The sequence below is a fragment of the Deltaproteobacteria bacterium genome, from assembly GCA_016210045.1.
Classification (GTDB): Bacteria; UBA10199; UBA10199.
The window spans coordinates 63,053-89,253 of record JACQUX010000004.1 but is presented as its reverse complement, the minus strand read 5'-3'; the positions used below and the strand labels follow the sequence as shown (position 1 = coordinate 89,253).

The 26,201-nt window shown below is 60.8% G+C and carries 22 protein-coding genes; 12 read left to right on the top strand and 10 right to left on the bottom strand.

The window, feature by feature from the left end; genetic code table 11:
- Positions 1-19 precede the first annotated feature (19 nt).
- A complete protein-coding gene (locus HY696_00715; GenBank protein ID MBI4236922.1) occupies positions 20-985 on the top strand; it encodes an ROK family protein in 966 nt (321 codons plus the stop codon).
- Complete coding sequence (locus HY696_00710) at positions 976-2,469, top strand: ChbG/HpnK family deacetylase (protein ID MBI4236921.1); 1,494 nt, start codon at positions 976-978, stop codon at positions 2,467-2,469. Before HY696_00715 ends, HY696_00710 begins: the two co-directional genes overlap by 10 nt.
- Before the next feature lie 190 nt (positions 2,470-2,659).
- On the opposite strand, the gene HY696_00705 is transcribed toward HY696_00710, so the two are convergent.
- Complete coding sequence (locus tag HY696_00705; protein MBI4236920.1) at positions 2,660-4,336, bottom strand: glycosyltransferase family 39 protein; 1,677 nt, start codon at positions 4,334-4,336, stop codon at positions 2,660-2,662.
- An 87-nt stretch (positions 4,337-4,423) separates the two neighbouring features.
- Between HY696_00705 and HY696_00700 the strand changes: the two genes are divergently transcribed.
- A complete protein-coding gene (locus HY696_00700; protein ID MBI4236919.1) occupies positions 4,424-4,780 on the top strand; it encodes a hypothetical protein in 357 nt (118 codons plus the stop codon).
- A gap of 141 nt (positions 4,781-4,921) precedes the next feature.
- On the opposite strand, the gene HY696_00695 is transcribed toward HY696_00700, so the two are convergent.
- The 5 genes from HY696_00695 to HY696_00675 all read right to left on the bottom strand — a co-directional run bounded on the left by HY696_00695 (position 4,922) and on the right by HY696_00675 (position 11,710).
- Positions 4,922-6,949, bottom strand: a complete 2,028-nt coding sequence (locus HY696_00695) for an oligopeptide transporter, OPT family (protein ID MBI4236918.1) — start codon at positions 6,947-6,949, stop codon at positions 4,922-4,924.
- A gap of 3 nt (positions 6,950-6,952) precedes the next feature.
- A complete protein-coding gene (locus tag HY696_00690; protein ID MBI4236917.1) occupies positions 6,953-8,332 on the bottom strand; it encodes an N-acetylmuramoyl-L-alanine amidase in 1,380 nt (459 codons plus the stop codon).
- Between the two features lie 42 nt (positions 8,333-8,374).
- Complete coding sequence (locus HY696_00685; protein MBI4236916.1) at positions 8,375-9,754, bottom strand: ATP-binding protein; 1,380 nt, start codon at positions 9,752-9,754, stop codon at positions 8,375-8,377.
- Positions 9,755-9,820: 66 nt separating this feature from the next.
- On the bottom strand, positions 9,821-11,131 hold the full coding sequence (locus HY696_00680; protein ID MBI4236915.1) for a DNA polymerase IV: 1,311 nt from the start codon (positions 11,129-11,131) through the stop codon (positions 9,821-9,823).
- Entirely contained in the window at positions 11,132-11,710 is a 579-nt protein-coding gene (locus HY696_00675) for a LexA family transcriptional regulator (GenBank protein MBI4236914.1), read from the bottom strand.
- A gap of 121 nt (positions 11,711-11,831) precedes the next feature.
- Here HY696_00675 and HY696_00670 point away from each other — a divergent pair, with 121 nt between their 5' ends.
- The 4 genes from HY696_00670 (at position 11,832) to HY696_00655 (ending at position 15,014) form a co-directional block, all read left to right on the top strand.
- On the top strand, positions 11,832-13,022 hold the full coding sequence (locus tag HY696_00670; protein ID MBI4236913.1) for a methylated-DNA--[protein]-cysteine S-methyltransferase: 1,191 nt from the start codon (positions 11,832-11,834) through the stop codon (positions 13,020-13,022).
- A 96-nt stretch (positions 13,023-13,118) separates the two neighbouring features.
- Complete coding sequence (locus HY696_00665) at positions 13,119-13,475, top strand: hypothetical protein (protein MBI4236912.1); 357 nt, start codon at positions 13,119-13,121, stop codon at positions 13,473-13,475.
- Between the two features lie 146 nt (positions 13,476-13,621).
- On the top strand, positions 13,622-14,248 hold the full coding sequence (locus tag HY696_00660; GenBank protein ID MBI4236911.1) for a hypothetical protein: 627 nt from the start codon (positions 13,622-13,624) through the stop codon (positions 14,246-14,248).
- Positions 14,202-15,014, top strand: a complete 813-nt coding sequence (locus HY696_00655; GenBank protein MBI4236910.1) for a nucleotidyl transferase AbiEii/AbiGii toxin family protein — start codon at positions 14,202-14,204, stop codon at positions 15,012-15,014. Before HY696_00660 ends, HY696_00655 begins: the two co-directional genes overlap by 47 nt.
- A 179-nt stretch (positions 15,015-15,193) precedes the next feature.
- On the opposite strand, the gene HY696_00650 is transcribed toward HY696_00655, so the two are convergent.
- The 4 genes from HY696_00650 to HY696_00635 form a co-directional block, all read right to left on the bottom strand.
- The gene (locus tag HY696_00650) at positions 15,194-15,943 is read right to left on the bottom strand and encodes a hypothetical protein (protein ID MBI4236909.1); all 750 of its coding nucleotides are present in this window, start codon (positions 15,941-15,943) and stop codon (positions 15,194-15,196) included.
- A 412-nt stretch (positions 15,944-16,355) separates the two neighbouring features.
- Positions 16,356-18,794, bottom strand: coding sequence for a hypothetical protein (locus tag HY696_00645; GenBank protein ID MBI4236908.1), 2,439 nt, complete (start codon positions 18,792-18,794; stop codon positions 16,356-16,358).
- A gap of 214 nt (positions 18,795-19,008) precedes the next feature.
- A complete protein-coding gene (locus tag HY696_00640) occupies positions 19,009-20,376 on the bottom strand; it encodes an HD domain-containing protein (protein MBI4236907.1) in 1,368 nt (455 codons plus the stop codon).
- Between the two features lie 5 nt (positions 20,377-20,381).
- The gene (locus HY696_00635) at positions 20,382-21,428 is read right to left on the bottom strand and encodes a SurA N-terminal domain-containing protein (protein ID MBI4236906.1); all 1,047 of its coding nucleotides are present in this window, start codon (positions 21,426-21,428) and stop codon (positions 20,382-20,384) included.
- Here HY696_00635 and aroA point away from each other — a divergent pair.
- The 5 genes from aroA to HY696_00610 all read left to right on the top strand — a co-directional run bounded on the left by aroA (position 21,427) and on the right by HY696_00610 (position 26,196).
- Positions 21,427-22,797 carry a 3-phosphoshikimate 1-carboxyvinyltransferase gene (gene aroA / locus HY696_00630; GenBank protein MBI4236905.1) on the top strand — a complete coding sequence of 457 codons (1,371 nt, stop codon included), beginning with the start codon at positions 21,427-21,429 and terminating at the stop codon, positions 22,795-22,797. The genes HY696_00635 and aroA overlap by 2 nt on opposite strands.
- A gap of 91 nt (positions 22,798-22,888) precedes the next feature.
- A complete protein-coding gene (locus HY696_00625; GenBank protein MBI4236904.1) occupies positions 22,889-24,469 on the top strand; it encodes a 30S ribosomal protein S1 in 1,581 nt (526 codons plus the stop codon).
- Between the two features lie 15 nt (positions 24,470-24,484).
- Entirely contained in the window at positions 24,485-25,369 is an 885-nt protein-coding gene (gene sppA / locus HY696_00620; GenBank protein ID MBI4236903.1) for a signal peptide peptidase SppA, read from the top strand.
- A gap of 21 nt (positions 25,370-25,390) precedes the next feature.
- Complete coding sequence (locus tag HY696_00615; GenBank protein ID MBI4236902.1) at positions 25,391-25,684, top strand: integration host factor subunit beta; 294 nt, start codon at positions 25,391-25,393, stop codon at positions 25,682-25,684.
- Complete coding sequence (locus HY696_00610; protein MBI4236901.1) at positions 25,684-26,196, top strand: HIT domain-containing protein; 513 nt, start codon at positions 25,684-25,686, stop codon at positions 26,194-26,196. Before HY696_00615 ends, HY696_00610 begins: the two co-directional genes overlap by 1 nt.
- Positions 26,197-26,201 lie beyond the last annotated feature (5 nt).

Genomic DNA, 26,201 nt, shown 5'->3' with positions numbered 1-26,201 from the left:
CGTTCATTATGGAGCGGCCATGGATCCACAACACGCAGTGATCGGCATCGATTTAGGCGGGACACATGTGCGGCTGGGACTGGTGCGGGACGGCCGCGTTACAGGGTTGCGCAAACAGGCGATGGGCGGACTGCGTGCACCTGCGGAAGTCGTGGCCTTCTTGGCGGCCGAAGTGCGCGCATTGCACGCGGAGTACGGCGCGGCGGCGGCCGTCGGCGTGGGCGTGCCGGGCATCGTCGATCCGCAGGCGGGCATCGTGCTGCGCGCCCCGCATTATCCCGTGTGGCGCGGTTTCCCGATGCGACAGGCGTTGTCGGACGCGTTGGGTTGTCCGGTTGCGATCGACAACGATGCGAACGCGATTGCGCTCGGCGAAGCGCGCTATGGTGCGGGGAAGGGGCTGACGAATTTCTGTCTGTTGACGCTCGGCACCGGTGTTGGTGGGGGGATCGTGTTGAACGATCAGCTGTGGCGAGGCGACGCGGGATTTGCCGGCGAAGTCGGGCATATCGTGATCGAATTCCAAGGGCATCCGTGCCCGTGCGGCGGGATGGGGCACTGGGAACAATATTGCTCCGCCTCCGGATTGGCTAATTTGATCGATGCCTCGGATGATCCGCAAAAGATCGAATTCCTGCGGCCGTTTCATGGCGAAAGCACGTTGGTCACCGGCACTGTGCTGCTGCAATTGGCGCAGGCCGGGAATATTTTTGCGAATACGTTGTGGAAAAAATTCGGGGCGTATCTCGGGGCCGGGGTTGCCTCGTTAACCGGCGTGCTCGGTGTCGAACATTTTGTGATCGGCGGTGGGTTGGTGGCGGCGTGGGACTTCTTTATTCCGGAGGCGCGGCGATCGTTGGCGCGTCGCATCTATCCGGAGCTGGCGCAACGGGTCGTGTTGCAGCGCGCGGCGTTAGGCGATGAAGGCGGGATCTTAGGCGCGGCAGCGCTCGTGACAGTCCCGGAGGGCGGTCCATGCGGTTGAGTGTGGTCATTCCCGCGTACAATGAAGCGGAAAACTTGACGCGCACACTGCCGCAGCTCTGCGGCGATTTTCCGGTGCGCCCGGATGAAATCATTGTGGTCGATGACGGGAGTCGCGACGACACGGCCGCGGTGGTGCAACGGGCCGCCGCGAACGATGCGCGCGTGCGTTTAGTCCAATTGCCGCGCAATATGGGCAAGGGTGCGGCCGTGCGGGCCGGGCTGGCGGCCTCGACGTCCGACGCGGTGCTCTACACCGATGCCGACTTGATCTACCACTTTAGCGATTTACCGCGCTGGTTGACATTGTTGGAACACGCCGACGTGGTGAACGGGAATCGCCGTCTGCCGGATTCGGTCTTTCTGGTGCCGACGCGGCTGTTTCCGTACGTGGTCAAACGTGCGCGGATCGGATTGCTGTTCAACGCGGTCGTTCGTTGCCTGCTCCCTATCCGGACCACGGATACGCAAAGTGGACTGAAGTTGATGCGGCGTGCCGTGGCGCAGCGCTTCGCCGCCAGCGGGACGGTCAACGATTTCAGCTTCGATGTCGAGTTCTGCGCGCTGCTGGGACGCTGGGGGAGCCGGTTGGTCGATGTCCCGGTGCGGCTCGACTATCGCGACGAAATCTCACGCGTCCGCTTGGTGCGCGACGGATGGCGGATGTGGTGCCAGTTATGGCGCTTACGGCGGCGGCTTCGCGATGTGCGCTGCGAAGCGGAGCCACAGCTGACCGTGACGGCGGACGACTTCGGTATCTCGGAACCGGTGTCGCGCGGCATCCTCGAAGCCCACACCGACGGATTAGTCACGGCAACATCCGTGATGACCAACATGCCGGCGGCCGCGACGATGGTGCCGAGTTTGGCCGCGCATCCGCAATTGCAAGTCGGCATCCACCTCAATGCTACGGCCGGCGTGCCGCTAACGTCGGAAGGGCAATGGCTGGCGGATGCGGCCGGAACGATGTCGCGGAGACATTTTCTGTGGTGTTATATCGCGTCGCCGCGGCGAACCGGTCGCGTGCTGGCGTTGGAGTGGCGTGCGCAGATGGAGCGCTTGATCGTCTGGGGCGTCAAGCCGACGCACCTCGATAGTCATCACCATGTCCACATTTTTCCCGGCGTGCGCCGCGTGGCACTCGCGTTAGCGCAGCGGTACGGCATCGCCCGCGTCCGGGCGCCGTTGGACCGCGATTTTTTGTGCTCGCCCACGAAATGGCCGCTGTTGTGGTGGGCGCGGACGTTTGCGCGGATGGCGCGGCAAGTCGGCATCGCCGTCGCCGACCATTTTTGCGGCGGACGCCTCCTGACGGCGACGGACAAGACCGCCGCGCTGCAAGCGCTGTTGTCCGCCCTCGCGCCCGGCCACACGGAACTCTATTGCCACCCCGGCCACGCGGACCCCGCACTGCCGGACCCATACCGCGACGGCCGTGTCGCCGAGCTCGCCGCACTGAAGGCCGCGAAATCGGCCGCCGTCTAGGCGCGCCGAGTCTTATTAGGCCCATTCCCCTTCCTCGCGACTGGCCATAGAGCCTATTGATCCACCGATGCTCGTTGCCCCACGACCACAAGTTCATCTGAGTGGGGACAGGTACCTTCAAATACGCACCAAATAACGATTTGAAGGTACCTGTCCCCACTCAAATGAACTGGCGTTTGAGGCGTGGGGGCTAATCGTGGCGGCGATAGATGGGCACTTGTTCGATGGTATCGACCAGTTCGTAGTGCGTGCGGACATAGTCCGCGAGTTCCGGATAGAGCGTGAGGGGGTGCATGTAGCGACCGCTCACTTTGTGCATGGTCGTGTCGATGAACCAGGTGGGGGGGTGGGTGACGAAGTCGTCGAGCAGCCAGCGCCAGAGTTGGATGTTGGTTTGGTTGATCTTGGGGGCCGTGGCTTCGCGGAGTTGGCCGGTGAGGAAGTGCGTCTCGACGTAACGGCTCGCGTTGGGGAGGCCGGAGTCGGCGTAGATGTCCGGATAATAGCCCCAGATGAAGAGTGAATCGCCGGGTGCGGCGTGCGCCTGTAACCAGTGCGCAACGGTGCGCAGTCCCGGGCGGGGACCGCCCTGCGTCTGTTGATACCAGCGGTAATAGCCCTCTGCAGTGAATCCGAGTGCGGGGAGGAGCAACAGCAACGCAGCCAGGGCAGGGCGGAATGGCGCGATCGTTTTACCCGCGGCGCTGCGCGTGGCGACTGCGACGCCGCAGAGCAGCGCGGCGAAGGGAAAGAGGTGGAGGTAGTAATGGTGGCTGAAGCGCCAGCCGATGCAAACGGCGAGCGACATGGCGGCGAGGCAGCATACTTCTAATGTTGCGGGGGCGGCGATGCCCCTCCCCTCGGAGGGGGTACGCGTCGTCTGCGGCTTACGCGCCGCAGCCGCGCTCATGCTCGTCCGCTGCAGGTTCAGCGGCATAGTGGCAGCGGGCTCCGCAAGCCCCCCTCCGAGGGGAGGGGCATCGTCGCCGAGCAAAACAGGGACAGCATTCTTTGACCATCGATTTGCCAACGATTGCCAAACAGCTTCCGCGACGAGCCACCACACCGGTAGGGCGGCGAGGAGAATGACTGAGGTGTGCCAGGTGAATTCCCAGGTGGCGGTGGCGAGGGTGATCGGTTCGCCGATGTAGGCGTGGCTCATGGTGATGTTCCAGAACCAAAATTCGGGGAACGTGCCGCGCTGCCAAAAGTAGAGGGCATGGAGGCCGAAGATGAACAACGCGCTGCCGGCGACTAACAAGGCTTCCGCGAGGATGCGGCCTTTACGATCTGCGGTGAGCCAGCGGTGGAGCAACAGCGCAGGCAGGAGGAACAGCGCGGTTTGGCGGAAGTGGGCGGCAATGCCGATCAGCAGGCCGATGATGATTGTCCAGCGCCACTGCGCGCTTTCTGTGAGTCGCTGATAGGCCATGACCGCGCCCATCATCCAGGGGAGCATGAAGACTTCGCTGTTGGCGGCCCATACTTCTTGGGTGATGAACGCGATGATCAGCAACAGATAGGTGCCGGTGGCGTAACGGGCCGCCAATGCATTACCGCCGCGTCGTGTCAGCCAGTGGATGCTGATCGCCACCGCGACGTGGCAGCAGAGCACGACGCCGTGCAGCAGCGCCATCGCGTGTGTTCCGGCCAGGCTGACGGCCAGACCATAACTGCCTAAGAATAATGGCGGTTTGTGGTCGACGCCGGCCTGATAGAGGAGTCCGCCGCGATCGAGCGCGGCGCCCAGCGCCCACCAAAATCCTTCATCCTTCGAAAAAAATGGGACCCAGAGCGACGGGAGCCAGCGCACCAAAAGGCCGAGTGATATCCAGGTGAGCGGGGCGCGTACGCGTGTGCAATGCATCCGTCGGCCCTTCTAATGTGGGACACTGTGTGGCATCAATCGAAAATTATTTGAATTCTTGAGACTAATTCGCTACAGGCGATCTCCATGGCAGTCGGCGGTCGCACCAGGATTCGGTTATGCAAGCAAGAGGGCTGTAAAAACGCCCAGACGACGGCCGGGTATTGCCGACTGCATTATCTGCGCAACTGGAAGCAGCTGAAGACGCAACAGCAAAAAACCTCCGCCGAACGGCTCAACAAATATGTCGAGCGGATGACGAAGAAATTTCCCGATCGCTACGTGGAAGAAATCAAGCGGGACCTGAAAACCCGCCAGTTCGAGACCGCCGCAGAAGGGGAGCTTGGCGAGGCCGACGACATGTTTCGCCTCTTTAATGACCCCGGATACGACGAAGAGGTGGAGCGCTTGATTCACGAGCTTAAGTTAGAGAAGGAGTTTTAGCAGGCTGTTCAATAAGGCCCATCTGCGTTGTTGGACCGCAAACCCGCGATCCTCACGTACATCTCGGTACGCTCCGGTCGCGGGTTTGCGGTCCGCCTAGCATCTGGACCTTTTTGAACAGCCTGCCCATGGAGTCCTTTGTCAACACAACCTGCTAGTCCGCCGCTGGGTCGTCCAGCGCGGGATCCCGATCATCCCCGCAGCCGTGAGCGCAAAGACCGCGAAGGCGAGCCAGCCACCGACCGCGTGATACCAGCCAAGTGTGGATTGCCCCGTCCACCATCCTGCGAGAGAAAGTTTCTGCGCCAAGTGCCCATATTGTGCCGGCGTACTTTCCGCCAAATGCAGCAGTCCGAGCACGACTCCGGCGAGCAACACGCCCATCAGGGCCTCGCCGGCAATCAGTCCGGAGGCGATCAAGGTGGCACGGTGTTCCATAATGCCACGTCGGTTGGGATCGAAGGCGCGCGACGTTCGTTGGAGGAGCCATCGGCAAATGCCTCCGAGGGCGATGGCCAGTGAGGCGTCGAGTGGAAGGTACATGCCGACCGCGACCAACATGGGAGCGGGGACGCGGCAGAGGACCATCAGCAGGCCCAGCCCGATGCCGACACCGACGAGTTGCCATGCAATGGTCCCGCCCAACAGCGCAGTGACGATCTGGGCCATCAGATTGGCCTGGGGTGCCGGGAGTGCGGCGCCGCCGATGCCGATCGGCAATCCGCCCATCGCGACGGCCTTCGCAGCGGCACTCTCGTGCAGCAAGACCATCGGCGCGACCGTTGTGAGGGCCACGAGAGCGGTCGTGAGGAGCTGCACCAGTTCCATTTTCCACGGCGAGGCCCCGAGTAATTCACCGATCTTGACCTCTTGGATCAGGTTGCCGGCCAGTCCGGTGGCTGCGCAGGTGACTGCCGCGCCGCCGATCAGCAGCGCCGCAGCCGGAGCGGCCGGGATGGAAAACGGGAGCAGGCAGAGTCCCATCAGCAGCAGCACGCAGAGCGTCAGTCCGGAGACCGGTTGGTTGGAGCCGCCGATCAGGCCGACTAACCAGGCCCCGACAATACTGACGAGGAAACTCGTGACGACGACGCCGGGCACTAGGATGAGACTCAGACCGAATTGTCGGGTGACGGTGAAGACCACGACGCCCAACACGGCCGCAATCCCGAGGGCCACCGGCACGATCGCACGGGTCGGGAGGTCCTGCGTGCGAGCCGCGTCAGCTGTTGTGCTTACGCCGGGCCGACGACGGGCGTGTTGCAGGGCCGCGACGATGCTGTGTCGCAATCCCCACAACGTGGCCAACGCGGCGACGAGCATCGCCCCGACGGCGATCGGGCGGACTTGAGAGCGCCAGATCTGTGTGGTCAGCTCGCTCGGGGTAAGGCTCGACAAGGTTGCGTCGTGTTGCAACAGCAGGAGGATCGGGACGAGCAGCAGCCAGCCGAGCGCGCCGCCGGCTGCGGTCACGAAGGAGTAGAGCGGGCCGATGATGAATCCGACGCTGAGCAGTGCGGGCGAGGCAAGTGGTGCGGCGACAGTAACGGCTTGGCCGCCGGGGAGCGGTAGCGCCCAGGTGGTGGTGTCGCGAATGACCGTCAGGCCGGCGCTGTTCTTGCCGAGTTCCGTGAGCATGCCAGCGCCGATCGCGCCGCAGACGTAGCGCGCGTTCGCGTCGCCGCCTTGCCCACTGCGCACGAGTTCATAACAGGCGTGGCTTTCCGGAAACGGCAGCGCCGGATCCTGCGTGAGGGCACGCCGCAGCGGAATCAGGAGCAGCGGGCCTAACAGCGCACCGGCCGTGAGCAGACCGACGCTCTGCCAATAATCGAAATGTCCCCACACCGGGACGCCGTCGATCTTGACCAGCAGCAACGCGGGGAGGGTGAAGATCCCGGCGGCTGCCAGGCCCTCGCCGACCGCAGCCGTCGTGCGGGCAATGTTTTGTTCCAGTACGCTCTCGCCGGCGCGGTGTCGGGAGCGGCGGAGCCGGAAGGCCGCAATCGCAATCACCGCAGCGGGGAATGTGGCGGAAATTGTCATGCCGACTTTCAACCCGAGATACGCATTGGCTGCACCGAGCACGATCGCCAGCACCAGACCTAAGCCGACGGCGCGCAACGTGAGTTCACGCGGGGATGCGGCGGCTGGGGTTTGCGAGTCCATGGGTTACAACGTGCTCCGTGCCGGCGCGGCGCGGAGGAATTGGGCCACGCCGTCGGCGATCGCGGCGGTGATTGCGGTTTGATATTTGGGGTCGCGCAGCCGCTGCTCTTCGGTGGGGTTGGAGAGGAACGAGGTCTCCACCAGAATGGCAGGGCTCTTGGCCCCGACCAATACGTAGAAGAGGGCGGAACGGACGCCGAGATCTTTGGTGTCTTTGTAGTCGCGCCGCAGTCGTTGCACTAATGCCCGTTGCACTTGCGTGGCCAAGTCGTGCGATCCCTCGGTGAAGGCATTTTGCAGCATCGTGCTGACGATCCGTTCCAGCTCGCTACCGTTCCCCGCCACTGCGGCATTCTCCCGATCGGCCAATCGTTTGGCGGCCTGATCGGTGGCGTTGTTCAAGTAGTAGGTCTCAATGCCTGCGGCCTTCACATTCGGCGCGGCGTTGGCGTGAATCGAGATGAACAGATCGGCGCGGCGTTGGTTGGCGATTTTGTTGCGCGCTTCGAGGCTGACAAATTTGTCGCTGGTTCGGGTATACGTGACTTTGCAGCCGAGTTGTTGTTTCAGCTGAGCGCCCAGTCGTTTGGCGATCGCGAGCGTGACGTCTTTCTCCCACGTTCCTCCGGGCCCGTGGGCGCCGGGGTCGGTCCCGCCATGACCTGCGTCGACAATGATGTGCATGTTGTTGGTTGCCGGCGCGGTGCCGGCCACAACCGCTGCGCTGGGGGTTGGGGTGGTGTGTGTTGTGGCGGCGGCGACCGGGGCTTTGGTTGGCGGCGTGACGGCGGGAGATTGCTGGGCCGGGGTATTTTTCGGCAGCGGTAACAGACTTGCAATCGGTTTGTAGGTCTTTCCCTCGATTTTTTCGAGTTGCGTAATGAACTGTGTGGCCGGGGTCTGCATGTCGCCGTCGCGGTGCCAATGCGTGACTTGCCACAGCAATCGACCGGCCTCGCCTTTTTGATGGAAGCCTTCCCATGCCACGACTGCCGCGCGGTACAATGCGTCGTCCGCCAAGCGGTGTTTGCGGTGACGTTTCGCAAATGCCCGGTAGCGATCTTTTGCGGCGGTCAGGTCTTCGCGACTCTTCGAGATTTGGTAGAGCTGCTCATAGAGTTTGGCTGCGGTAAAGTTGGCGTCGGCACTGCGGGGGCTCTGCGGATATTGCTGCGCGACGCGGACGAATTTGGCGAGACATTGATCCCAGGCCTGGCGCTGCTGGACGCGCTGCGCATCGGCCAAGATTTCATAATAACAATGCCGCGCGTCTTGATAGGCCTGTTCTACCTGTGCGATCGGATCGGGTTCGGCGAACGCGGCGCGCGCGGCCAGACTCCAGAGCGCCAACACACTGCAACAGAAGATGACGAGTCGTTTCATGCGCGCGTTGTAACATAAATGCGCGGTTAGGAAAAATGGCATTTATGAGTGCCCCACAAGGTTAAGCAAATGGTGGAGCCAATCCATGAAGTAGAGTGGAACGATTAGAACGTGCTCTTGGTCCGATACGGCCCGAAGTTCAAGTGGGGCTAGGCCCACGAGCACGCCCAACGTCGTATGATGCTGACGGAGAAAGTCATGGAGCCCGGTCAAATGAGTATTCTTAATATGCAGAGCCGCCTTGCATTCGATGGGGATGGTTGTCCCGCGATGTTGGATGACAAAATCGACTTCGGAACCGGAGGAGGCCTTTTTCCACCCAGCTAATCCAGCCGATTCGTGAGAATAGGCGGCGAGGGCATTAGCCGCAACATTTTCTATGAGCCCACCGAGTGGTTGTCGTTGGGCGGCATTGAGTGTCTGCAAGAGCGCGATTGGGGGAATTGTGGTCTCGCGGAGCTGCTTTGCAATGCCGATGTCGAAGAGATACCGTTTGGGGTGAAAGTGACTTTCGACCGCTGGGCCGCGTTGATCGATAGTGCGAATCATCTCCCAGGCCTCAAGTTGTCCGAGTGCTTCGATGATGTGTTGGTTTTTTCCCCCATCGAGTAACAGTGAGACGTGGCTGTTCTTGAACGGCATGCCCAAGAGGTGGGCTGTTGTCTTGAGTGCGGCGGCCAGATAGTGGTGGCGTTCTTCACCGTGCACGCGACGGAAATCTTGAAAGTAGCCGTAGAGAAGATTTTCGCGAGTCTGTTGCCAGGTCTTGTCTTTCCCGCGGGGATCGTATTGCGTGACGACCTCCGGGAGGCCGCCGACGGTCAGATATTGATCGAGTAACTGCAGCGTTAATGTATGCACCTGAGGAGTAAGCGGTTGAAGGGACGGGGCGTGGAGATGTGCCAACAAGCTCTGATTGTGCGTTCTGAGGAACTCTTCAAACGAGAATGTCTGGACGCACAGTCGAGTGACACGGCCAACGGGGAATCGCACTTCCCGAAAGAGTTGGGACATGATGGAGCCGGAGAGGATGACGTGTTGCTGTGCCCATCGTTCATCTTCTTTCATGAACCGAACGAACTGGCCGAGTCGGTGGCTCTCTTGGGCTTCGTCGATGAAAAGGACCTGGCCCTTGCCCAACGAGAAGTGCTGCGCGAGCTGCAGCCACTCCGTAAAGGCGTCAAAATCTTCGCACCGGTCAATATGTGCCGCCAGCGCGGGCGTTTTTTCGAGGTTCCATTCGACATACGGAATTTTACGCTGACGAAGCACGGATCGTACTAAAGTGGTTTTGCCGACTTGGCGTGGGCCAGTGATGAGGATGACGTTGTGATGAAGCAGTGCGGCCCCCTTTTTTTTGTTGGGGCGTAACAACTGTTCCAAGTCGTACTCAATCGAGCGGGTGATGGGTTCTGCTGCCATAGGATATAAACATGTCTTAAAATTGACCAATTTTCAAATAAATTTTACATAAAATAGCTCAAATTACTACCTGTGCAGCGGAAGAGCCAAGTGGCGGCGGGCCGTTTCGCCGGGGAGGTGCTGTGTGCGGCGTGTGGGTGCTGCGCCCCGGCGGCCGCCTTGCAACCGTGCTGTGGGGGTGCGGCCCAGATGCAGGCCTGCGCTGATGAACAAGGTGTGTTTGCCGAACTCGGCATTAATGGTGTCGATCGCCTGCGTGGCGGCCGTGGTTTTCACGACTCGGACCGGGTCTTCGAAGAGGTCGCACTGGACGGATCGGTCGGGTTGCAGATCGGCCAAGACCACGCCGGTGGCGCGATAGAGACGGCCCGAGCAAAAGGCCTTGGTGAACAAGTTGCGTAACGCGGCCGCGATGTCGAGCGGGGAGTTGCTAGCGCGGCTCAGCGTGATTTCGTGGCCCGTGCCTTGGAAGTCTTGGCTGCGCAGCCACAATACGACCCGCCGCGCGGCGAGGCGATAACGTCGTGCCTTGATGCAGGCCGATTCCAGATTGCGCACGGCCTGAGCGAAGACGTAGTCCGATTCACGCGAGGGCGGCGCGAAGGTTTTTGTTTTACTGATGGTCGCGTAATCGGTCTTCGGCGTGGGGTCGACTCGATACACATATTCGCCGCGGAGTTCCGACCAGAGTGCGACGCCGACCTTGCCCAAATGTTGCTCGGCGAAGTAGCGGGGTTGGCGGACAAAGTCGAGCGCAGTGCGGCAGCCAAACTTGGTGAGCAGTTGGACCGTATTGGGACCGAATCCCCAGACCGTTTCCAACCGAGTATTCGCCAACAGCCGATGGATGAGTGGTCCCGGGGCGGCCGCAAATCCGCGTGGTTTGCGCAGTTTGGAGCAGAGTTTCGCTAGGCCCTTGGAGAGGCTGATGCCCACCGAGACGCCGATGTCGAGTTCGCGCATTACGGTTTCCTGGATCTGTTTCGCAATCCCTTCGTAGCCGTCGTGGTGGTGGCGGCGCAGTCCGGTGAGGTCGGCGAAGGCCTCGTCGATCGAGTATTCTTCGACGTCGGGCGTGAAGCGGCGCATGATGGCGAAGATGCGTTTAGAGAAGAGGCTATACGTTTCATAATCGCTCGGGAGCAAGATGAGCGAGGGACAACGTTGGACCGCTTCGGTAAGCGAGACACCGCGTTGCACTCCGAGCGCCTTGGCCTCGTAGCTGGCCGCAGCGACGATCCCGCGTTCCGCCCCGGTGACGACCGGCTTGCCGCGCAGCTCCGGGTGCATCGCCTGTTCGACGCTGGCAAAAAACGCGTCGGCGTCGAGGTGTAGGATCGCTTGAGGCCAGTTGCGTAACGTGATCGGCTGTTCCATTTAATACCTCCGCATGGTGGCGCGGACCACGCCGCCGATCTTGAGTTCCGACTTTGGTTCAATGACCGGATACTTCGGATTGGCCGGGACGAGGCGAATCGACTTGCCGTGGCGCTGGTAATATTTCAGCGTCCAGGCGCCGTCGACCTCGGCCAGTACGATGTCGCCGTGGTGCGGGTCGCGGCCGCGTTCGATGATGACGAGATCGTCCGGGAGGATGCCGGCGTCGCGCATGGAGTCGCCGTTGACCTTCAACAGGAAGCTCTCGGCCGGTTTGCGGATCAGGTATTCGTCGAGGCTTATGGTGTCGATCAGTTCTTCTTCGGCGGGCGAGGGGAATCCGGCCTGGACGGCCCCGAGCAGCCGAGGCCGCAATAGCGTGGGGTCTAACGCCAGTCGCCCGGTGGCGTCGCGGGTGAGCAGTCCTGCGTCGACCAGTTTTTGCGCCAGCCGATAGGCGGCTTGTTTGGAGGCATAACCCGCGAGTTGGGCGAGTTCGCTATAGCTCGGCCCGCGCCGGTGCCGCTGCCAGAAGGTGCGGATTTTTTCGACGATCGGATGTTCAGGGAGATGGCTCATAGGTGGTGGATCCTTTTTGACAACAACCGAACGGGATGGTAGTGAACGATCGTTCACAAGTCAAGCGAGTCTTTTCGCTTGTCACACTGGAAAGGGGTTCATTATGGAAATCGCTGCTGCCATGTCCTCGGATACGTCATCGCACCATCTGTTCGACACCCCGATCGGGCGGTGTGGCATCGTTTGGAAGGGCGATGCGGTGCAGCGGGTCTGCTTTCCCGAGGTAGTGCCGGCGGAAATGGAGCCACGATCGAATGGGGCGGAGGCCGATCGCGCAGTGCGCCCGCCGGCAACGATTCGCCGCGTGATGGCGCGGCTGGTGGCTGTGCTTGAAGGGCGCCCCGACACATTGCAGGACATCCCGTTGGACCTCACGGCGGTGCCTCCGTTTCACGCCCAAATCTACCACGCCGCGCAACAAATTCCGTGGGGACGCACGGTGACGTACGGCGAACTGGCGCAGTCGGTCGGCCGGCCGGGCGCGGCGCGAGCGGTGGGGCAGGCGATGGCGCGGAACCCGTTTCCGCTGCTGGTCCCGTGTCACCGCGTGTTGGCTGCGGGGCGTCGAATCGGCGGGTTTACTGCGCCGCAAGGCACGGACCTCAAGCAGCGGTTGTTGGCGCGGGAAGGCGTTCATCTGGATGCGAATGCCGTGAACAACGCCGCGGCACCTGCGGCGAATTCCTCCTTCGACCCAAACATTGCCGTCGAACATCTGGTACGCGTCGATCGCCGCTTGGCGCGTTTGATCGCGCAGGTGGGGCCCTGTCGATTGCAGCCGAATCGTTTGCAAAGTCCGTTCGAGGCGTTGGCGGAGTCGATCGTCTATCAACAGCTGACCGGCAAGGCCGCAGCCACCATTTACGGGCGACTGCGGCAACTTTGTCATCGCCCACGCGTGTTACGGCCGGCGCATATTCTTACTGCGACGACCGCCGCGTTGCGCAGCGTCGGCCTCTCGCGCGCGAAAGTGGCCGCATTGCAAGATTTGGCGGCCAAGGCCCAAGCCCGCGTCGTGCCATCGCTCGCCGCGCTGCAACAACTGGACGACGAGGCAGTCATCGAACGACTTACGACCATTCGCGGGATCGGGCGTTGGACCGTTGAAATGTTGCTGATCTTCCGCTTGGGCCGTCCCGATGTCCTGCCGGTGCATGATTACGGCGTGCGCAAAGGCTTTGCCAAGGCGTATGGCCACGCGGCGCTTCCCACTCCGAAGGCGTTGGCCGCCCACGGCGAACGCTGGCGCCCGTATCGTACCGTGGCCGCGTGGTATCTGTGGCGCGCCGTCGACGGCGCCGCGGTGGGGTGAGGGGAGGGAAAATGCAAAGTGCAAATATCAAAATGTAAAATGGGGAGGGAGCGGATATTGATAGCGGCCGGATCAAGAGACGAACGGGGGTGCCGTATGGAGACCAATCTCAGTCAGGTATTGTTTCAAGTGGATCCCAGTATCCGCTATGTGGCGGTGAACCAACGGGGGCGGATCACCGAGATGGCTCAAAATTCGCGATTCCCCAGCCACAATCCCCAGGAAACCGATCGCATGGAGGAGCTGATGGTGAATCCCGTCATCTTGGAGATGGCAAGACGCCGCGGTGAATTAGACTTGGATGGGATTCGTTTTGTCGTCATTCGATACGGTCCGCAATATCAGTTGTTGTTCCCCTATCGGGAAGGACATGTTTCGATCGGTGTCGAACTGGGAGTGGATATTGCTGCGCTCGCCACCAGAGTGGCAAGGGTCTTGGATCTGCCGATCTAGTTTGGACCCGCGCCTTCCGGCTCATTCCATAGCGGACGTAACGATCTGACCCTTCAAAGGTCATACGGCGCAGTGCTCGGCGACGATCCACGCCCGGTGTGAGCGGGCTTGCGCCGTTTCATTTAGTGATATAATATTATCACTAAATGAAATTTCAACTCTTCCAACAATCGATGCAACTCCCGGTGTTTTCCTACGCCGAAGCGGCCAGTGTGGCGTGGGAGACCCCGTTGCCCACACTCAAATTACAGCTCAGCCAATGGACGAAGACCGGCCACCTGATTCGGCTGCGGCGTGGGGTTTATGCCTTTCCCCGCCATGGCGTCGATACCGCCATGGTCGCGCAGCGACTCTATTCGCCCGCCTATATCAGTCTGGAGAGTGCGCTCCAATACCATGGCTTGCTGCCGGACGCGGTGTTCGCCGTGACGTTGGTGACACCGCGGACGACGCGGCAGTTTCAGACCCCGTGGGGGCATTTCATCTATCACCACCTCAAGCAGGAGTTGTATTGGGGATTCGACCCCGGCACGCTGCTCGCCGAGCCGGAAAAGGCCGTCGTCGATTATTGTTACCTCTATAGCGGACGACTGCAACCGTCGACAGACTGCTGGGATGCCATGCGCTGGCAACATCTCGCCGCGCTCGACTTTCAAAAATTGCAAACCTATGGCAAGAAGACCGGCGTCAGGAAGGTCATGACGTTGATTGCCTCATTGGTCGATTATGGAACAACTCAAACGCATCGTGCAGGCCGCACCGCTCACCGATGACGCGCTGGTCAATGTGGTGCGCGAGTATTTGCAGGTCTTGGTGCTCAAACTGCTGTTTCATGGCAAAGGGGGACGGGCCCTTTCCTTCGTGGGGGGCACGTGTTTGCGGATCTGTTACGATCTTAAACGGTATTCCGAAGATCTCGACTTCTGTCTGGACGCGCCGACCGCGAACTATCAGTTCGCGCCGTTGCTGCGTGGCGTGCGCCAGGCATTGCAGCAGCGGGGATTCATCGTGACGGCCACGATTCATGAGGAGAAGATCGTCCAAAAGGCCTTCTTGCGATTCGATGGATTTCACGAGGCGCTCGGGATTCGCGGGTTTCGCCAGGGGCAGAAGATTCATCTGAAAGTCGAGGTCGACGCCAAGCCGCTCGTGTTGCGTGCGAACGAGCGGGAGAGTGTCTTTGTGAGCCGTTTTCAGGAAATCTTCCCGATTGTGAAGCACAACCTGGCAACGCTGTTTGCGGGGAAGGTGTTGGCGATCCTCTATCGTCCCTACACGCGGGGGCGCGATTATTACGATTTGATTTGGTACTTAAACCGCAAGGCGCCGTTGAATCTGGAATACCTCAATCGCGGGCAGCGGCGCCCGTCATTTGCGTCATTGCGCGATGTCGTCGCGGCGCTCACCGCCAAAGTGACTGCCGTCAAGCCGCAGCTCCTGCTCAAAGATATCAGCCGTTTTTTAGAAGATCCCAGTGAAGCGGCTTGGATCGCCGATTACCAACAACTCTTCCGCCAACTCGTGCAGCAGTGGGGGTGATATTCCTGCGTCAGAGTGGACCGCTGCTTCCCAGGCTTCGGCTAAACCGCACTCCCCATCCCCTTCGCCAGTTCCAGCAAGCGGTCTTTTTCGTTCAACGCGGGGTCGTCGAGGCAGAGGTCGACGAGTTGTTTGAGGATCGCGCCCATTTGCGGGCCGGCGTCTTGTTGAACGTTGTCTTATGGTGCGACGGGAATCGTCGCTCGCAAAAGAATTGGGTCGAATCGTTGAGCGACGAACTCTCTCCGATTTGGGTCATAGTAAGCGGACTCTCCCAGGAATGCCCATTCAAAAGGTAACGCGTGCATATCAACAGCGACGCGCGCGCCGTACGCCGCGACGGTTGCTCGCAAACGCAATGCGTAGTCGACATCGCCCCGTGAAATGGTCCGCCCCATCGGGGCGCCTGGATGCGTATGATAAAACTGCATGCGGATGAGCTGCGTGGGATGACAGCGCCCTAATAATTGGCGAGCTGCGGATTCTAAATCTGACTCGAAAATTTCGTCCGCACTATGCGAAGTCACGATGTCGCTGCACATTAATATTCCGCCTTGGAGCAATGCTGCAAAAAAACCGGACTCCACAAAGCTCAACGCGTATCCATCTCCGCTCAGTGCCCGTAGTTGAGCCAATTGAGCGGCAAAGATTGTTTGGTATGCGGACATGAGAATCGCATCTTGCGTATAGGCGCGGTCATGAGTGCTCGTTGTGACAATACGATAGACCCCTGGGAAATGAGTCGGCGTGGGCACGAGGCGCGTGATTTCCGGTGAGCGAGCCTCCGGCGGTTCCCTGAGTAAATCCGGAAGTCCTATCCACGGATTGGCACTGTCTCTGACGGCGCGATCGATCTCGTTATCTTGTACCCGCAGTAACTCAGCGATCGCGATGCGGCGAATGGCGATATGCGCGAGCGAGGTTTGCATTGCTCCAGTGGTATGATGCGCGAACATGCATGGGAAATATTGATCCGGCCGTAACGCAACGGCTGCTGGGAAATCTAAATCTAAAATGGCACCTTCACATTCCAAGACCGCGTGTCGGATTGGATCTGTCCACCTGCTTGGTCCAGAACGTGTCTGCGCTGCGCATAAGTCGCCATCGGTGCTGCGAATGGATAGGAGATGAGCGTGTGAAAGGTCGACGCCACGGTGTTGCAGATCGCGGGCCAGGGCGACAACTTGTTTCGCAGGGTGGCGCAGGTCGTAATGCGCTGTTGGGTGCAACACGTGATAAGCCGCCGCCACTTTCACGCGCCCAACAGTCATATGATGATTATCGGCAACGCGACGACAAAGTTGCTTCTTATAAAAGAACAGGGCAAGAGCTTCGGTCTTCCTATGACTCGACGCCGATCGCGGTTAAATGGTCATCGGCAGTCATCACGAACAAATGTGCCATGCTCGGATCGACGTGGACAAACGGAATCCATGGGTTGCGTGGATCCAGCACGACATCGCTGACAATAGGCACGACGACCAAGCCGGTTTGGCTCTGCAGTGCGGCCTGCCAGGCAAATGCGGTCTTGCCATAGCGGGCGGGGTTGCGGCCGGTAAAGTCCCAGGCGTCATATGTGGCGAGTGCCAGGTCGCGCTCTTCGGGCGTCAGCCGATAATATCGGGCGTGGGCGGCGGCTAAGACAGCTTGGGCATTGTCGGGGCTATCGATCCCCGGCGCGACTTCCATGGAGAGGACGCGGAGGCCCAGTTGCGTTAAGGTTTGCAGCACGCGCAAATCCTGATCCGGCGTCGCCTTGGCCTGATCCATGCCGGTGATTGAATAGAGCGCGTCGCCGCCGGTATCGACGGCGAGGATCGTGTCGACATCGCGGAGCTCGGCCAACGAGGCCTGCAAGCGGGCCAACAAGGTGCCGTCATTGGCTTCGTTGTCTAACACCAAATGCGTGGGAAACACGCGGGCGGGTAGATGCTCCAGTGAACCCTCGCTCTCCGGCGTCATCCGAATTACGCCGTCGCTCACTTCGCCGCCGTGGTTGCTGATGCGGCGGCGTTCTCCCATCGTGCCACCGCGTCCTTGGGAGCGAACGATTTCTGTCCGGACCGACAACACGCCGGCCACATTTTTGCCGGCATGGCGCAGCAGCGTTCCGACAATGCCGGCCTGCACGCCATCACTGCCTCCGCCGATGGCCACGACCGCAATGCGTTGCCCAGGCAGCGCCGCTAAAGACGGCAGCGGTTCAAGATGGGTTTCGTGAATGACTGGGCGTGCCCCGGCTTCGGCCGCCGCATCGGTGCCGACCGGACGCAACGTGATCACGGATTTTTCTAAATCATGCGGCGATGCCCCGGCAATCTGCGCCAGCGCGTTGAGGTTGATGGTATAGACCCCGTTGCCCGGCCGACGTTTCAGATTCACGCGTCCTTGAATATACACGCGCGCCAACGTCGTCAGGCCGATGCGGGCGGCCGCGTGTAATGGGTCGGGATCTTGGAGTTTCCCCAGTGCCGTGCGCAAATTCCGCAACAAGGCCGGACCATAATAGGGGAGAATCGCATGACCGTCGTTCAGGCCCGTGCGCTGCATTTCGCTTTCGAGAATGGCCCGCGTATTCTCCGGTAACGACAAAAAAGCCGCTTTAATCGGCGCGGCTTCTTCCGCGGTAAAGACGGCAAACATACAGCAGGCCCTGGCGACGACGCGATCGGTTGCGTCGGCCGGATTGAGTCCGACGCGTTCGGCCCGCGCGGTTAAGTACTGGTCGTATACTTGAGTGGGATTCAGTCCATGATTCAATCCATCCAATGTGATCACGCCCGTTTTAAAGGCCTGGAACGTGCCCTCGATGAGGACCGCGGAGCCTTTTTGGGTGCCGTGGCCGGCGGCACCCGCCAAGTCATAAATGAAATGGAGGAAGTAAAAATCCATGCTGTCGGAATCCAGGCCAATCAGTCCCAACAGACTGGCTGGGACATTTTCGGCCTGCATGAATTGGCCCATGTTGAACACGGCCTTCAACCCGTTCAGGATCAGTTGTTGGTAGCGCTCGGGTAAGCGATGAAAGCTCGGTGAAACGTGCGGATGGCGAGACAGCAGATCGTAAAGAATTTTGTCATGATCGACCGAGGATAATCCGGACTGCTCGACCAAGAATTGCACCATACTGACGACCTTGCCCAGGTCGTTGACGACCGTGTACGCGGTGAGCGCGTCCAAGGCCAACATATAGACGATCAACGAATCGACGGCCTCGGGATGCGATTGCAGAATGCTGTGCGTATAGGCTTGGAGTTCGTGAAAACTGGCCTCCGTCAATTTAACGGTGGCGTTCTGACACGCGGTAAAGCTGGCATAGTCGCCTTTGAGGACCCACAAGAACGTCATGATGCCTAACGCCGTCCGATCGAACTCGACGTGCTTCGTGCCGAAGAGACGTTCGGAGACGAACGCCTTGGTGCCGGTCGCTTGCTCGTAGCCGCCCAGTTCTGGCGTGGCGCTGACGGACCCGGTCAGCCATCCCATTTCCGGATATTCCGCCACAACGACGCGAACCGCGTCGTCAATGGTTTCGGCGGCCAGTAACGCGTGCGCGATGCGCTGCGAAGCGGTGACCTGACGATCCGTGAAGAAACGCGCAAACTGAGCGCGCTCCGGAGCTGGGCCGGTAATACGCGCAAACTCCGCCAATTCCGACTGCGTGGCCGCTCCGCCGAGCCGATCGGCCAGCTGCATGATCCTGACATGGGGCGTGCCGCCACGTGTCTGTCCGGGAAGGACGCGAAATCGAGCGGCCGCGTTGGGAGCGACTGGTTTCATAGAGGGCCCATACTTGCTTTATTATCGACTGGCTTGGCAATTAGTTGCGTAATTTTAAAATACACCTCGCCGGCCGTTGTTCATTTGAGTGGGGACAGGTACCTTCAAATCGTTATTTGGCGCGCATTTGAAGGTACCTGTCCCCACTCAAATGAAATTGAGGGGGTGCGGACCCCGACCCGCAATCCGGACCTCGTGCGTCAGCAATGCCCTGCTAAACCGCACTCCCCATCCCCTTCGCCAGTTCCAGCAAGCGGTCTTTTTCGTTTAACGCGGGGTCGTCGAGGCAGAGGTCGACGAGTTGTTTGAGGATGGCGCCCATTTGGGGGCCGGCGGGGATGCCGGCGGTCATCAGGTCGTGGCCGGTAATGGCCAAATCTTTGGGGCCGAACGGCGGTTTTTTCGCCAGCTCGGCCTGGATGCGTGCCTTGAGGCGTAACACGCCTTTGATGCCGGCGGGATATTTGCCGCCGCGATTGTCGGCCAGCCGGAGGTCGAGCAACAGCGCGATCAGGTCGGGGCCGACTTTATTAATGAAACGGCGAATCGCCTTTTCGGTGAACGAGGCCTTGGTCTCGAACATATGGTGTTCGACTAACCGGCAGACCTGTTTCAGATCCACGCCGAGCATTTGGACATGCAGTGCGCCGAGCTGTTTCTTTGCGATGCGCCGCGAAACGAGTTGGTGGCCGAAGAAGGTCATCCGGCCCTCAGCGGGGTCGAAGCGTTTGGTCTGCGGTTTGCCGACATCGTGATAGAGCGCAGCGAACAGCAGTGTGAGGTCGCCGCGATGGTCGATTTCGGAATCGCTGCGGGCGGCGTCGAGCACGCGCATCGTGTGGTGAAAGACGTCGTCGCCTTGTCGCTTCTCTTGCTCCACGCCGCGGCAGGCCTCGAGTTCCGGGAAGACGTGCGGCAGTAATCCCAATTCGGCCATCAGATAGAAGCCTTGCGAGGGGCGCTCGGCGCGGAAGAGTTTCCCGATCTCTTCAATGATCCGCTCGGCGGAGACGGTGCGAATGAGTGCGGCGTGTTGGCGCAGACTCGCCAGCGTGGCGGGTTCGATCGTCAGGCCGAAGCGCGCGGCGAATTGCACGGCACGCAGCATGCGCAGCGGATCTTCGGGGAAGGCGTCGGGGAAGACTTGGCGCAACACGCGCGCGTCGAGGTCGGCGCGGCCGCCAAATGGGTCGAGCAGTTCGCCGCTGTCGAGCGCGCGCGCCATTGCGTTGATGGTGAAGTCGCGGCGCGCCAAGTCGATCTCGGCCGGCAGCGTGTGATCGTACGCAACGTTGAAGTCACGATGATGCACGCCGGTGGAGACCTCACGGCGCGGAATGGCGAGATCGAGTAGCAAGTCGGGACGTTGATGCGGGCTGAATTTAATGACGCCGAACGATTTGCCGACCAAGCTGACCTTTCCGTACGGCTGGAGCAGCGCGGTGATCTGCGGCATCGGCACGGCGGTGATCAGATAGTCGCGGTCTTTGACGGGACGTCCGAGCAGCGCGTCGCGCACCGCTCCGCCGACCTCGTAAATGCGGCCGCCAGCGCCTACAATACACTGCTGCCACGGCTCCATCGGGTTCACGGTGCGGTGTCGAAGAGTGTCGGGCTTTGCTCGATGTCGGCCTCTTGGCGCAACGCTGCGAGCAGGCGATTCATGCGGGCGTTGGCCTGGCGGGATCGGTACTGGGTGCGATAGTCCGTTTGAGCCTGCTCCCATTTGGCCGTGTCCGGTTCCGTCCGTTGCAGCAAGCGACACAGCACGAACTGCTGCTCCACGTGCACCGGAGCGGGGCAGAGCGGTGACTCCGGCGTGAGACGAAACAGCGCAATGTGGTCGGCGGCCGTCGCCTTTGGCCCGAGGACGCGCATGTGTTCCGCGACGCTCACCGGGCCGATCTTTGTGGCTTCGAATCCGTATTCCGCCAACAATTTTTTCCGCGCGGCCTCGTCGCCCCAGCCGGTTTGCATTTCCGTCGCGACACGCGCGGCGTCTTCCACTGCGGCGATTTTTTTGGCCGCGACCAGTTTGTTCGGGTCGATGCGCACCACTTCGAACGTGAACTTGGTCTGCTCCCGCCAATACGCGGCTTTGGATTCATCCGCCGAGGTGTAAGCCGAAGCCTCCATCAGGTCGTGGACGCGGTCGAGCAGCAAGTCGTGGCGGAGCACGCGTTCCAGATTGACGTGGTATTTTTGCCAGATCCGCTGCAAGTTCTGTTGATAGAGCAATGGATCGAAGCTACCTTGTTCCGTTTTGAGGTCGGGAATGGCGCGGATCTTGGCGGCTAGCTCCGCATCGGAGACGGTCAGGCCGTACTGTTGGACGAACGTCATCAGCAGGCGTTCGGTCACCAGCTGGTTGAGCGTTTCGTAGCGGATGTTGTTGCGGGATTGCTCCGGCATCTTGTCTTGAAACAGCTTTCGGTAGTAGGCCTCGCGATTGTCGAACGCGAATTCGAACTCGCCGGCAGTGATCGGATCCCCGTTGACCGACGCGACCGTGCTGCGCGGGAGTTGGCCCGGGAGGTCGTTGAAGCCGTAGAAGAGGCCGAAGACGAGGATCAAGAGTCCGAAGATGAACAGCGTGATCCACGAACGCGAATGACGACGGAGTTGATCGAGCATGGGCGAGTGGCTAATCGAAACAGCGGACCATGGTCAAGGGAAAGCGGTGACTGGTGACCGACTCATAGTGCCCGGTGATAAATCGATTGCGCATCGGGCGGTGTGGTGTGCGGCGTTGGCGCGTGGTGAATCACTGCTGCGTGGGGTGCCGGAGAGTGACGACGTCGCGGCGACTTGTGGGGTGGTGCAGGCGTTGGGCGTGCGGATGGTGCGGGTCGGCACCGAGGTGCGGATCGAGGGGTGCGGGGGGGCGTGGCCGATTCAAGTCGTATCATTAGATATTGGGGCCTCCGGGACGACGTTGCGACTCCTGTGCGGGCTGCTGGCGGCTGCTCAAGGGACGTATCATCTGCGAGTCGCGGCGCAATTAGGTCGTCGACCGATCGAGCACGTGCTCGGGCTGTTGCGGGCGATGGGCGCGGAGGTGGAGTCGGTGGGTTGGGGAACGGCCGATGCGCAGTTGCGCATTCGCGGACGCCAGTTGCACGGGGTGCGCTGTGCGCTGCCGGTCGCGTCGGCGCAACTCAAATGCGCGTTCCTGTTGGCGGCGCTGCAAGCGGATAGTGCGAGTTGGTGCGCCGAACCGGTGCTGACCCGCGATCATTTGGAACGGATGCTCCCACAGTTCGGCGCGAAATTGTCTCATGTCCGATGCCCTACGTGTTGCAACGCGGCGGCTGCGGATTGGCTGCACGTGGTGCCCGGGCCGCTGCGAGCAGCAGCGATCAATATCCCTGGTGATCTGAGTGCCGCCGCGCCGTGGATCGCGATGGCGCTGGTGTTGCGACAGCGGCCTTTGACCATTGCCAAGGTCGGACTCAACCCGACCCGGCTCGGGATGGTGCGCATTCTGCAGCGGATGGGGGCGCGAATCGAACTGCACGCTGCCCACGACGCCGCAGCCGGAGAGCCGTACGGGGACCTGACGATTTTCCCGTCGTGCTTACGTGGGACGACCGTGCTGCCCTCGGAAGTCCCCAGCTGTATTGATGAACTCCCGCTGCTGATCGCCCTCGCGGGCTTGGCGCAAGCGCGGACCCATTTCCGCGGTCTGACCGCGCTGCGGAGCAAGGAGAGCGATCGGTTGCAGCATACGGTGGCCGCCTGCCGTGCCGCAGGGATGGCGTTGGAGCAGCCGGATGGAGATACGTTGTGGATTGACGGCCGACCGGCGCTCCGGGCTACTCCGCAACAGTTTCCCCGGACCGACGACCACCGGATGGTGATGCTTTTTAGCGTCCTCTCGCTCCTCGCCGATCCCCGCGGACCCGTCCAGATCCCCGACGCCTGCGCCGTGGCGAAGTCCTATCCAGGGTATTGGCGCGATTTTCAGGCCCTTTGGCCCGATTCCGAGTGTGAAAGCTTTTGACAACCCCAGGAAATCAATTTATAGCCCGGCACCTTATAACGGTGCCCTTCACGAAGGGCGCTGAATCTCTTGAAAGGATGGAACAACCAGTATGCAAAGTAACACCGCCGCACCGATGAGGGCCGCCGCCACCGATTTCGCCTCCCTCCTCGAAGAAAGCTTCCGGGCCGTCTCGGTCCAGGAGGGCGAGATCGTCAAGGGGACCGTTGTCGGACTCACGAAAGATCATGTCGTGATCGACATCGGATTCAAATCGGAAGGCCAAGTCCCGCGAGGCCAGTTCCTCAGTCCCAAGGGTGAACTCACGGTCCAAATCGGCGATCCCGTCGATGTCTTTGTCGAACAGATCGAAGACGATACCGGATTAGTCGTGTTGTCGCGCGAGCGCGCCGAAATGGTGCGGACGTGGGATCATCTCGTGGTCGCCAGCGAGAAAAATGAAGTCGTGGAAGGAACGGTCGTCGGCAAGGTGAAGGGCGGTTTGTGTGTCGATATCGGCGTGAAGGCGTTTCTGCCCGGATCGCAAGTCGATATTCGCCCCAGCAAGAGCCTCGATTCTTATCTCGGCAAGACCTTCAAGTTTAAGATCATCAAATTGAATAAGAAGCGCGGCAACGTGGTCGTTTCGCGCAAGGTCGTGTTGGAAGCGGACCGCGAACGCTTGAAGACGGAGATCCTGGCCAACTTAAAGGAAGGGCAGATCCTCGACGGTGTGGTGAAGAACTTGACCGATTATGGCGCGTTCATCGACTTGGGCGGAATCGACGGCCTGCTCCACGTCACCGATATGAGCTGGGGCCGGGTGAATCATCCGTCGGAAATCTTCAAGGTCGGCGACACGATTCGGGTCAAGGTGTTGAAGTACGATGAAAAGACCGAGCGCGTCTCGCTCGGCTATAAACAATTGCAGGCCGATCCGTGGGCGGGGGTCGAAGATCGCTACATGGTCGGTGGCCGGATCCAAGGGAAGGTCGTCAACATTACCGACTACGGCGCGTTTGTGGAACTGGAGCCGGGTGTGGAAGGCTTAGTCCACGTGTCGGAAATGAGTTGGACGAAAAAGTTGAAGCATCCGTCGAAGGTCGTGAGTGTCGGTCAACCGGTGGATGCCGTGGTGTTGGACGTCGATCCGGACAACAAACGGATTGCATTGGGGCTGAAACAATTAATGGAAAATCCGTGGGAGCAGTTGCGGAGCAAGTTCTCGCTCGGCACGCGGGTCTCCGGCGCGGTGAAGAACATTGCCGACTTCGGATTGTTCGTCGATGTGGGGATCGAGATCGACGCGTTGGCCCATATCTCGGACCTTTGTTGGGTCCAGACCTTCAATAGCCCGGTCGAGGTCTATAAGAAGGGGGACCAAGTCGAAGGGGTCGTGATGCAAATCGATCCGGAGAACGAGCGCTTTGCGATCGGGCTCAAGCAATTGCAGGATGATCCGTGGGAAATTATCGAACGCAAGTATCCGGTCGGGGCGGAAGCCAATGGCACAGTCACAATGGTCACAAAAATGGGGGCCGTTGTGGATCTCGAGCCGGGAGTGCCGGGGATCATTCCGGCGCATGAACTGACGGCCGAACCGGCGGTGGGGACGACCTACACCGGACTGACCGTCAGCTATGCGGAACCGCGGGAGCGCCGTTTCTTCCTGCGACCGGCCCAGACGGCATAGTCCAGCGCGACATTCATGATGCAGCGACGCACATGGTGGTGGGTCCTCGGGGGATTGGGCGCATTGGCGCTGCTCTTTCTACTCGGAGTCTACAGTGTCCTGACGTTGGCGCGGGGCGGGGGGCCGGCGCTGGGGAGCGCGGTCGGTCTGCTACGCCTCGAAGGGACGATCGTCAGCGCCGAAGACTTCGTCGAACAGGTCGAAGCCGCGCGCAAGGATCGAGGCATCAAGGCGGTGGTGTTGCGCGTCGAATCGCCGGGGGGCTCGGTCGGCGCGTCGCAGGAAATTTACGCCGCATTGCAACGGCTGGCGGCGGCCAAACCGCTGGTGGCGTCGTTCGGCAACGTCGCGGCCTCGGGCGGCTACTATGCTGGGATCGCTGCGCAGTATGTCTTCGCGCTGCCTGGCACCATCACGGCCAGCATCGGCGTGCGGATGTCGCATCTCGATGCGAGCGAATTTCTGCAGTTGCTGCACCTCAAGCCGGATATCCTGAAGAGCGGACAATTCAAAGACGTCGGGGCGATGCATCGTCCGATGCGGGCGGAAGAGCGCGCGTTACTGGAAGACTTGCTGCGCGCGATGCACGTCCAATTCAAGGCAGCCGTCGCGGCGCGCCGCGGATTGACCGCAGAACAAGTCGATGCGATTGCCGATGGTCGCGTCGTGACCGGGGAAGCGGCGGTGCAGGCCAAACTGGTCGACGCCGTCGGCGACCTGCACGACGCGGTCGTCAAGGCCGGGGAGCTGGCAGGGCTCGGCCCCGAGCCGCGCGTGATCGATCTGGATGAAGACCGCCCCTGGTTACTGCGGGTCTTGTTGGGAGAACGGCGTGCGACATGGCAGGCGTGGGGCCGGTTGTTGTCGCAGCCGATGATCGGGTATTATTGGGCGCCGTAGCCGACAGCGGAGGAGGGACTTGTGAATAAGAGTGATCTGATCACGGCCGTGTCCGAACGATTGCCGACGCTGGCGTTTCGCGATGTCGAGATCATCGTGAATAACATCTTCGATAGCATGACCGGCGCGTTGGTGCAGGGCGGGCGCATCGAAATTCGCGGCTTCGGCAGCTTCGAAGTACGCGTGCGCCAACCCCGTGCCGGTCGCAACCCGAAGACCGGGACGTCCGTGGCCGTCGGGACGCGGCGGGTTCCGTTCTTCAAGGTTGGCAAGGAATTGCGCGAGCGCGTGAATGACGGGAACGGGGCGATCTAATGGACGTCCTCTGGGCCCCATGGCGGATGGAGTTCCTCCGTGCCCCGCGTGTGCCAGGCTGCGTGTTGTGCGGGCTCGTCGCGGCGGAGGCGGAAGGAACCGATCGCGAGCGGCTGGTGTTGTGGCGGGGCCGCTCGGTTTATTGTGTGATGAATCTCTATCCGTACAATGCCGGCCACGTGATGCTGGTCCCGAATCAGCATGTGGCGGACCTGGCCACGTTGTCGCGGGAGGCGCAGGGCGAATTAATTTGGCTGGTCGGAGAGACCGTGCGGATTCACCGCGAGGTGCTGCAGAGCGAAGGCGCGAACTGTGGAATGAATATCGAAAAGGCGGGGGGCGCCGGGTTTCCGGATCATTTGCATTTCCACGTCGTGCCGCGCTGGCAGGGCGATACGAATTTCTTTCCGGTGCTTGCGCAGAGCAAATCGATGCCGGAGTGTTTGGATCAAACGTATGCCCAATTACAGCCCGCGTTTGCGGCGTTGTCACCGCACGGGGCGGGTTGCTAACGGGG

Coding starts and splice junctions, on each gene's coding strand:
- HY696_00715 (MBI4236922.1), top strand. CDS start 20: ATGGATCCACAACACGCAGTGATCGGCATCGATTTAGGCGGGACACAT.
- HY696_00710 (MBI4236921.1), top strand. CDS start 976: ATGCGGTTGAGTGTGGTCATTCCCGCGTACAATGAAGCGGAAAACTTG.
- HY696_00705 (MBI4236920.1), bottom strand. CDS start 4,336: ATGCATTGCACACGCGTACGCGCCCCGCTCACCTGGATATCACTCGGC.
- HY696_00700 (MBI4236919.1), top strand. CDS start 4,424: ATGGCAGTCGGCGGTCGCACCAGGATTCGGTTATGCAAGCAAGAGGGC.
- HY696_00695 (MBI4236918.1), bottom strand. CDS start 6,949: ATGGACTCGCAAACCCCAGCCGCCGCATCCCCGCGTGAACTCACGTTG.
- HY696_00690 (MBI4236917.1), bottom strand. CDS start 8,332: ATGAAACGACTCGTCATCTTCTGTTGCAGTGTGTTGGCGCTCTGGAGT.
- HY696_00685 (MBI4236916.1), bottom strand. CDS start 9,754: ATGGCAGCAGAACCCATCACCCGCTCGATTGAGTACGACTTGGAACAG.
- HY696_00680 (MBI4236915.1), bottom strand. CDS start 11,131: ATGGAACAGCCGATCACGTTACGCAACTGGCCTCAAGCGATCCTACAC.
- HY696_00675 (MBI4236914.1), bottom strand. CDS start 11,710: ATGAGCCATCTCCCTGAACATCCGATCGTCGAAAAAATCCGCACCTTC.
- HY696_00670 (MBI4236913.1), top strand. CDS start 11,832: ATGTCCTCGGATACGTCATCGCACCATCTGTTCGACACCCCGATCGGG.
- HY696_00665 (MBI4236912.1), top strand. CDS start 13,119: ATGGAGACCAATCTCAGTCAGGTATTGTTTCAAGTGGATCCCAGTATC.
- HY696_00660 (MBI4236911.1), top strand. CDS start 13,622: ATGAAATTTCAACTCTTCCAACAATCGATGCAACTCCCGGTGTTTTCC.
- HY696_00655 (MBI4236910.1), top strand. CDS start 14,202: ATGGAACAACTCAAACGCATCGTGCAGGCCGCACCGCTCACCGATGAC.
- HY696_00650 (MBI4236909.1), bottom strand. CDS start 15,943: ATGCAAACCTCGCTCGCGCATATCGCCATTCGCCGCATCGCGATCGCT.
- HY696_00645 (MBI4236908.1), bottom strand. CDS start 18,794: ATGAAACCAGTCGCTCCCAACGCGGCCGCTCGATTTCGCGTCCTTCCC.
- HY696_00640 (MBI4236907.1), bottom strand. CDS start 20,376: ATGGAGCCGTGGCAGCAGTGTATTGTAGGCGCTGGCGGCCGCATTTAC.
- aroA (MBI4236905.1), top strand. CDS start 21,427: ATGGGCGAGTGGCTAATCGAAACAGCGGACCATGGTCAAGGGAAAGCG.
- HY696_00635 (MBI4236906.1), bottom strand. CDS start 21,428: ATGCTCGATCAACTCCGTCGTCATTCGCGTTCGTGGATCACGCTGTTC.
- HY696_00625 (MBI4236904.1), top strand. CDS start 22,889: ATGCAAAGTAACACCGCCGCACCGATGAGGGCCGCCGCCACCGATTTC.
- sppA (MBI4236903.1), top strand. CDS start 24,485: ATGATGCAGCGACGCACATGGTGGTGGGTCCTCGGGGGATTGGGCGCA.
- HY696_00610 (MBI4236901.1), top strand. CDS start 25,684: ATGGACGTCCTCTGGGCCCCATGGCGGATGGAGTTCCTCCGTGCCCCG.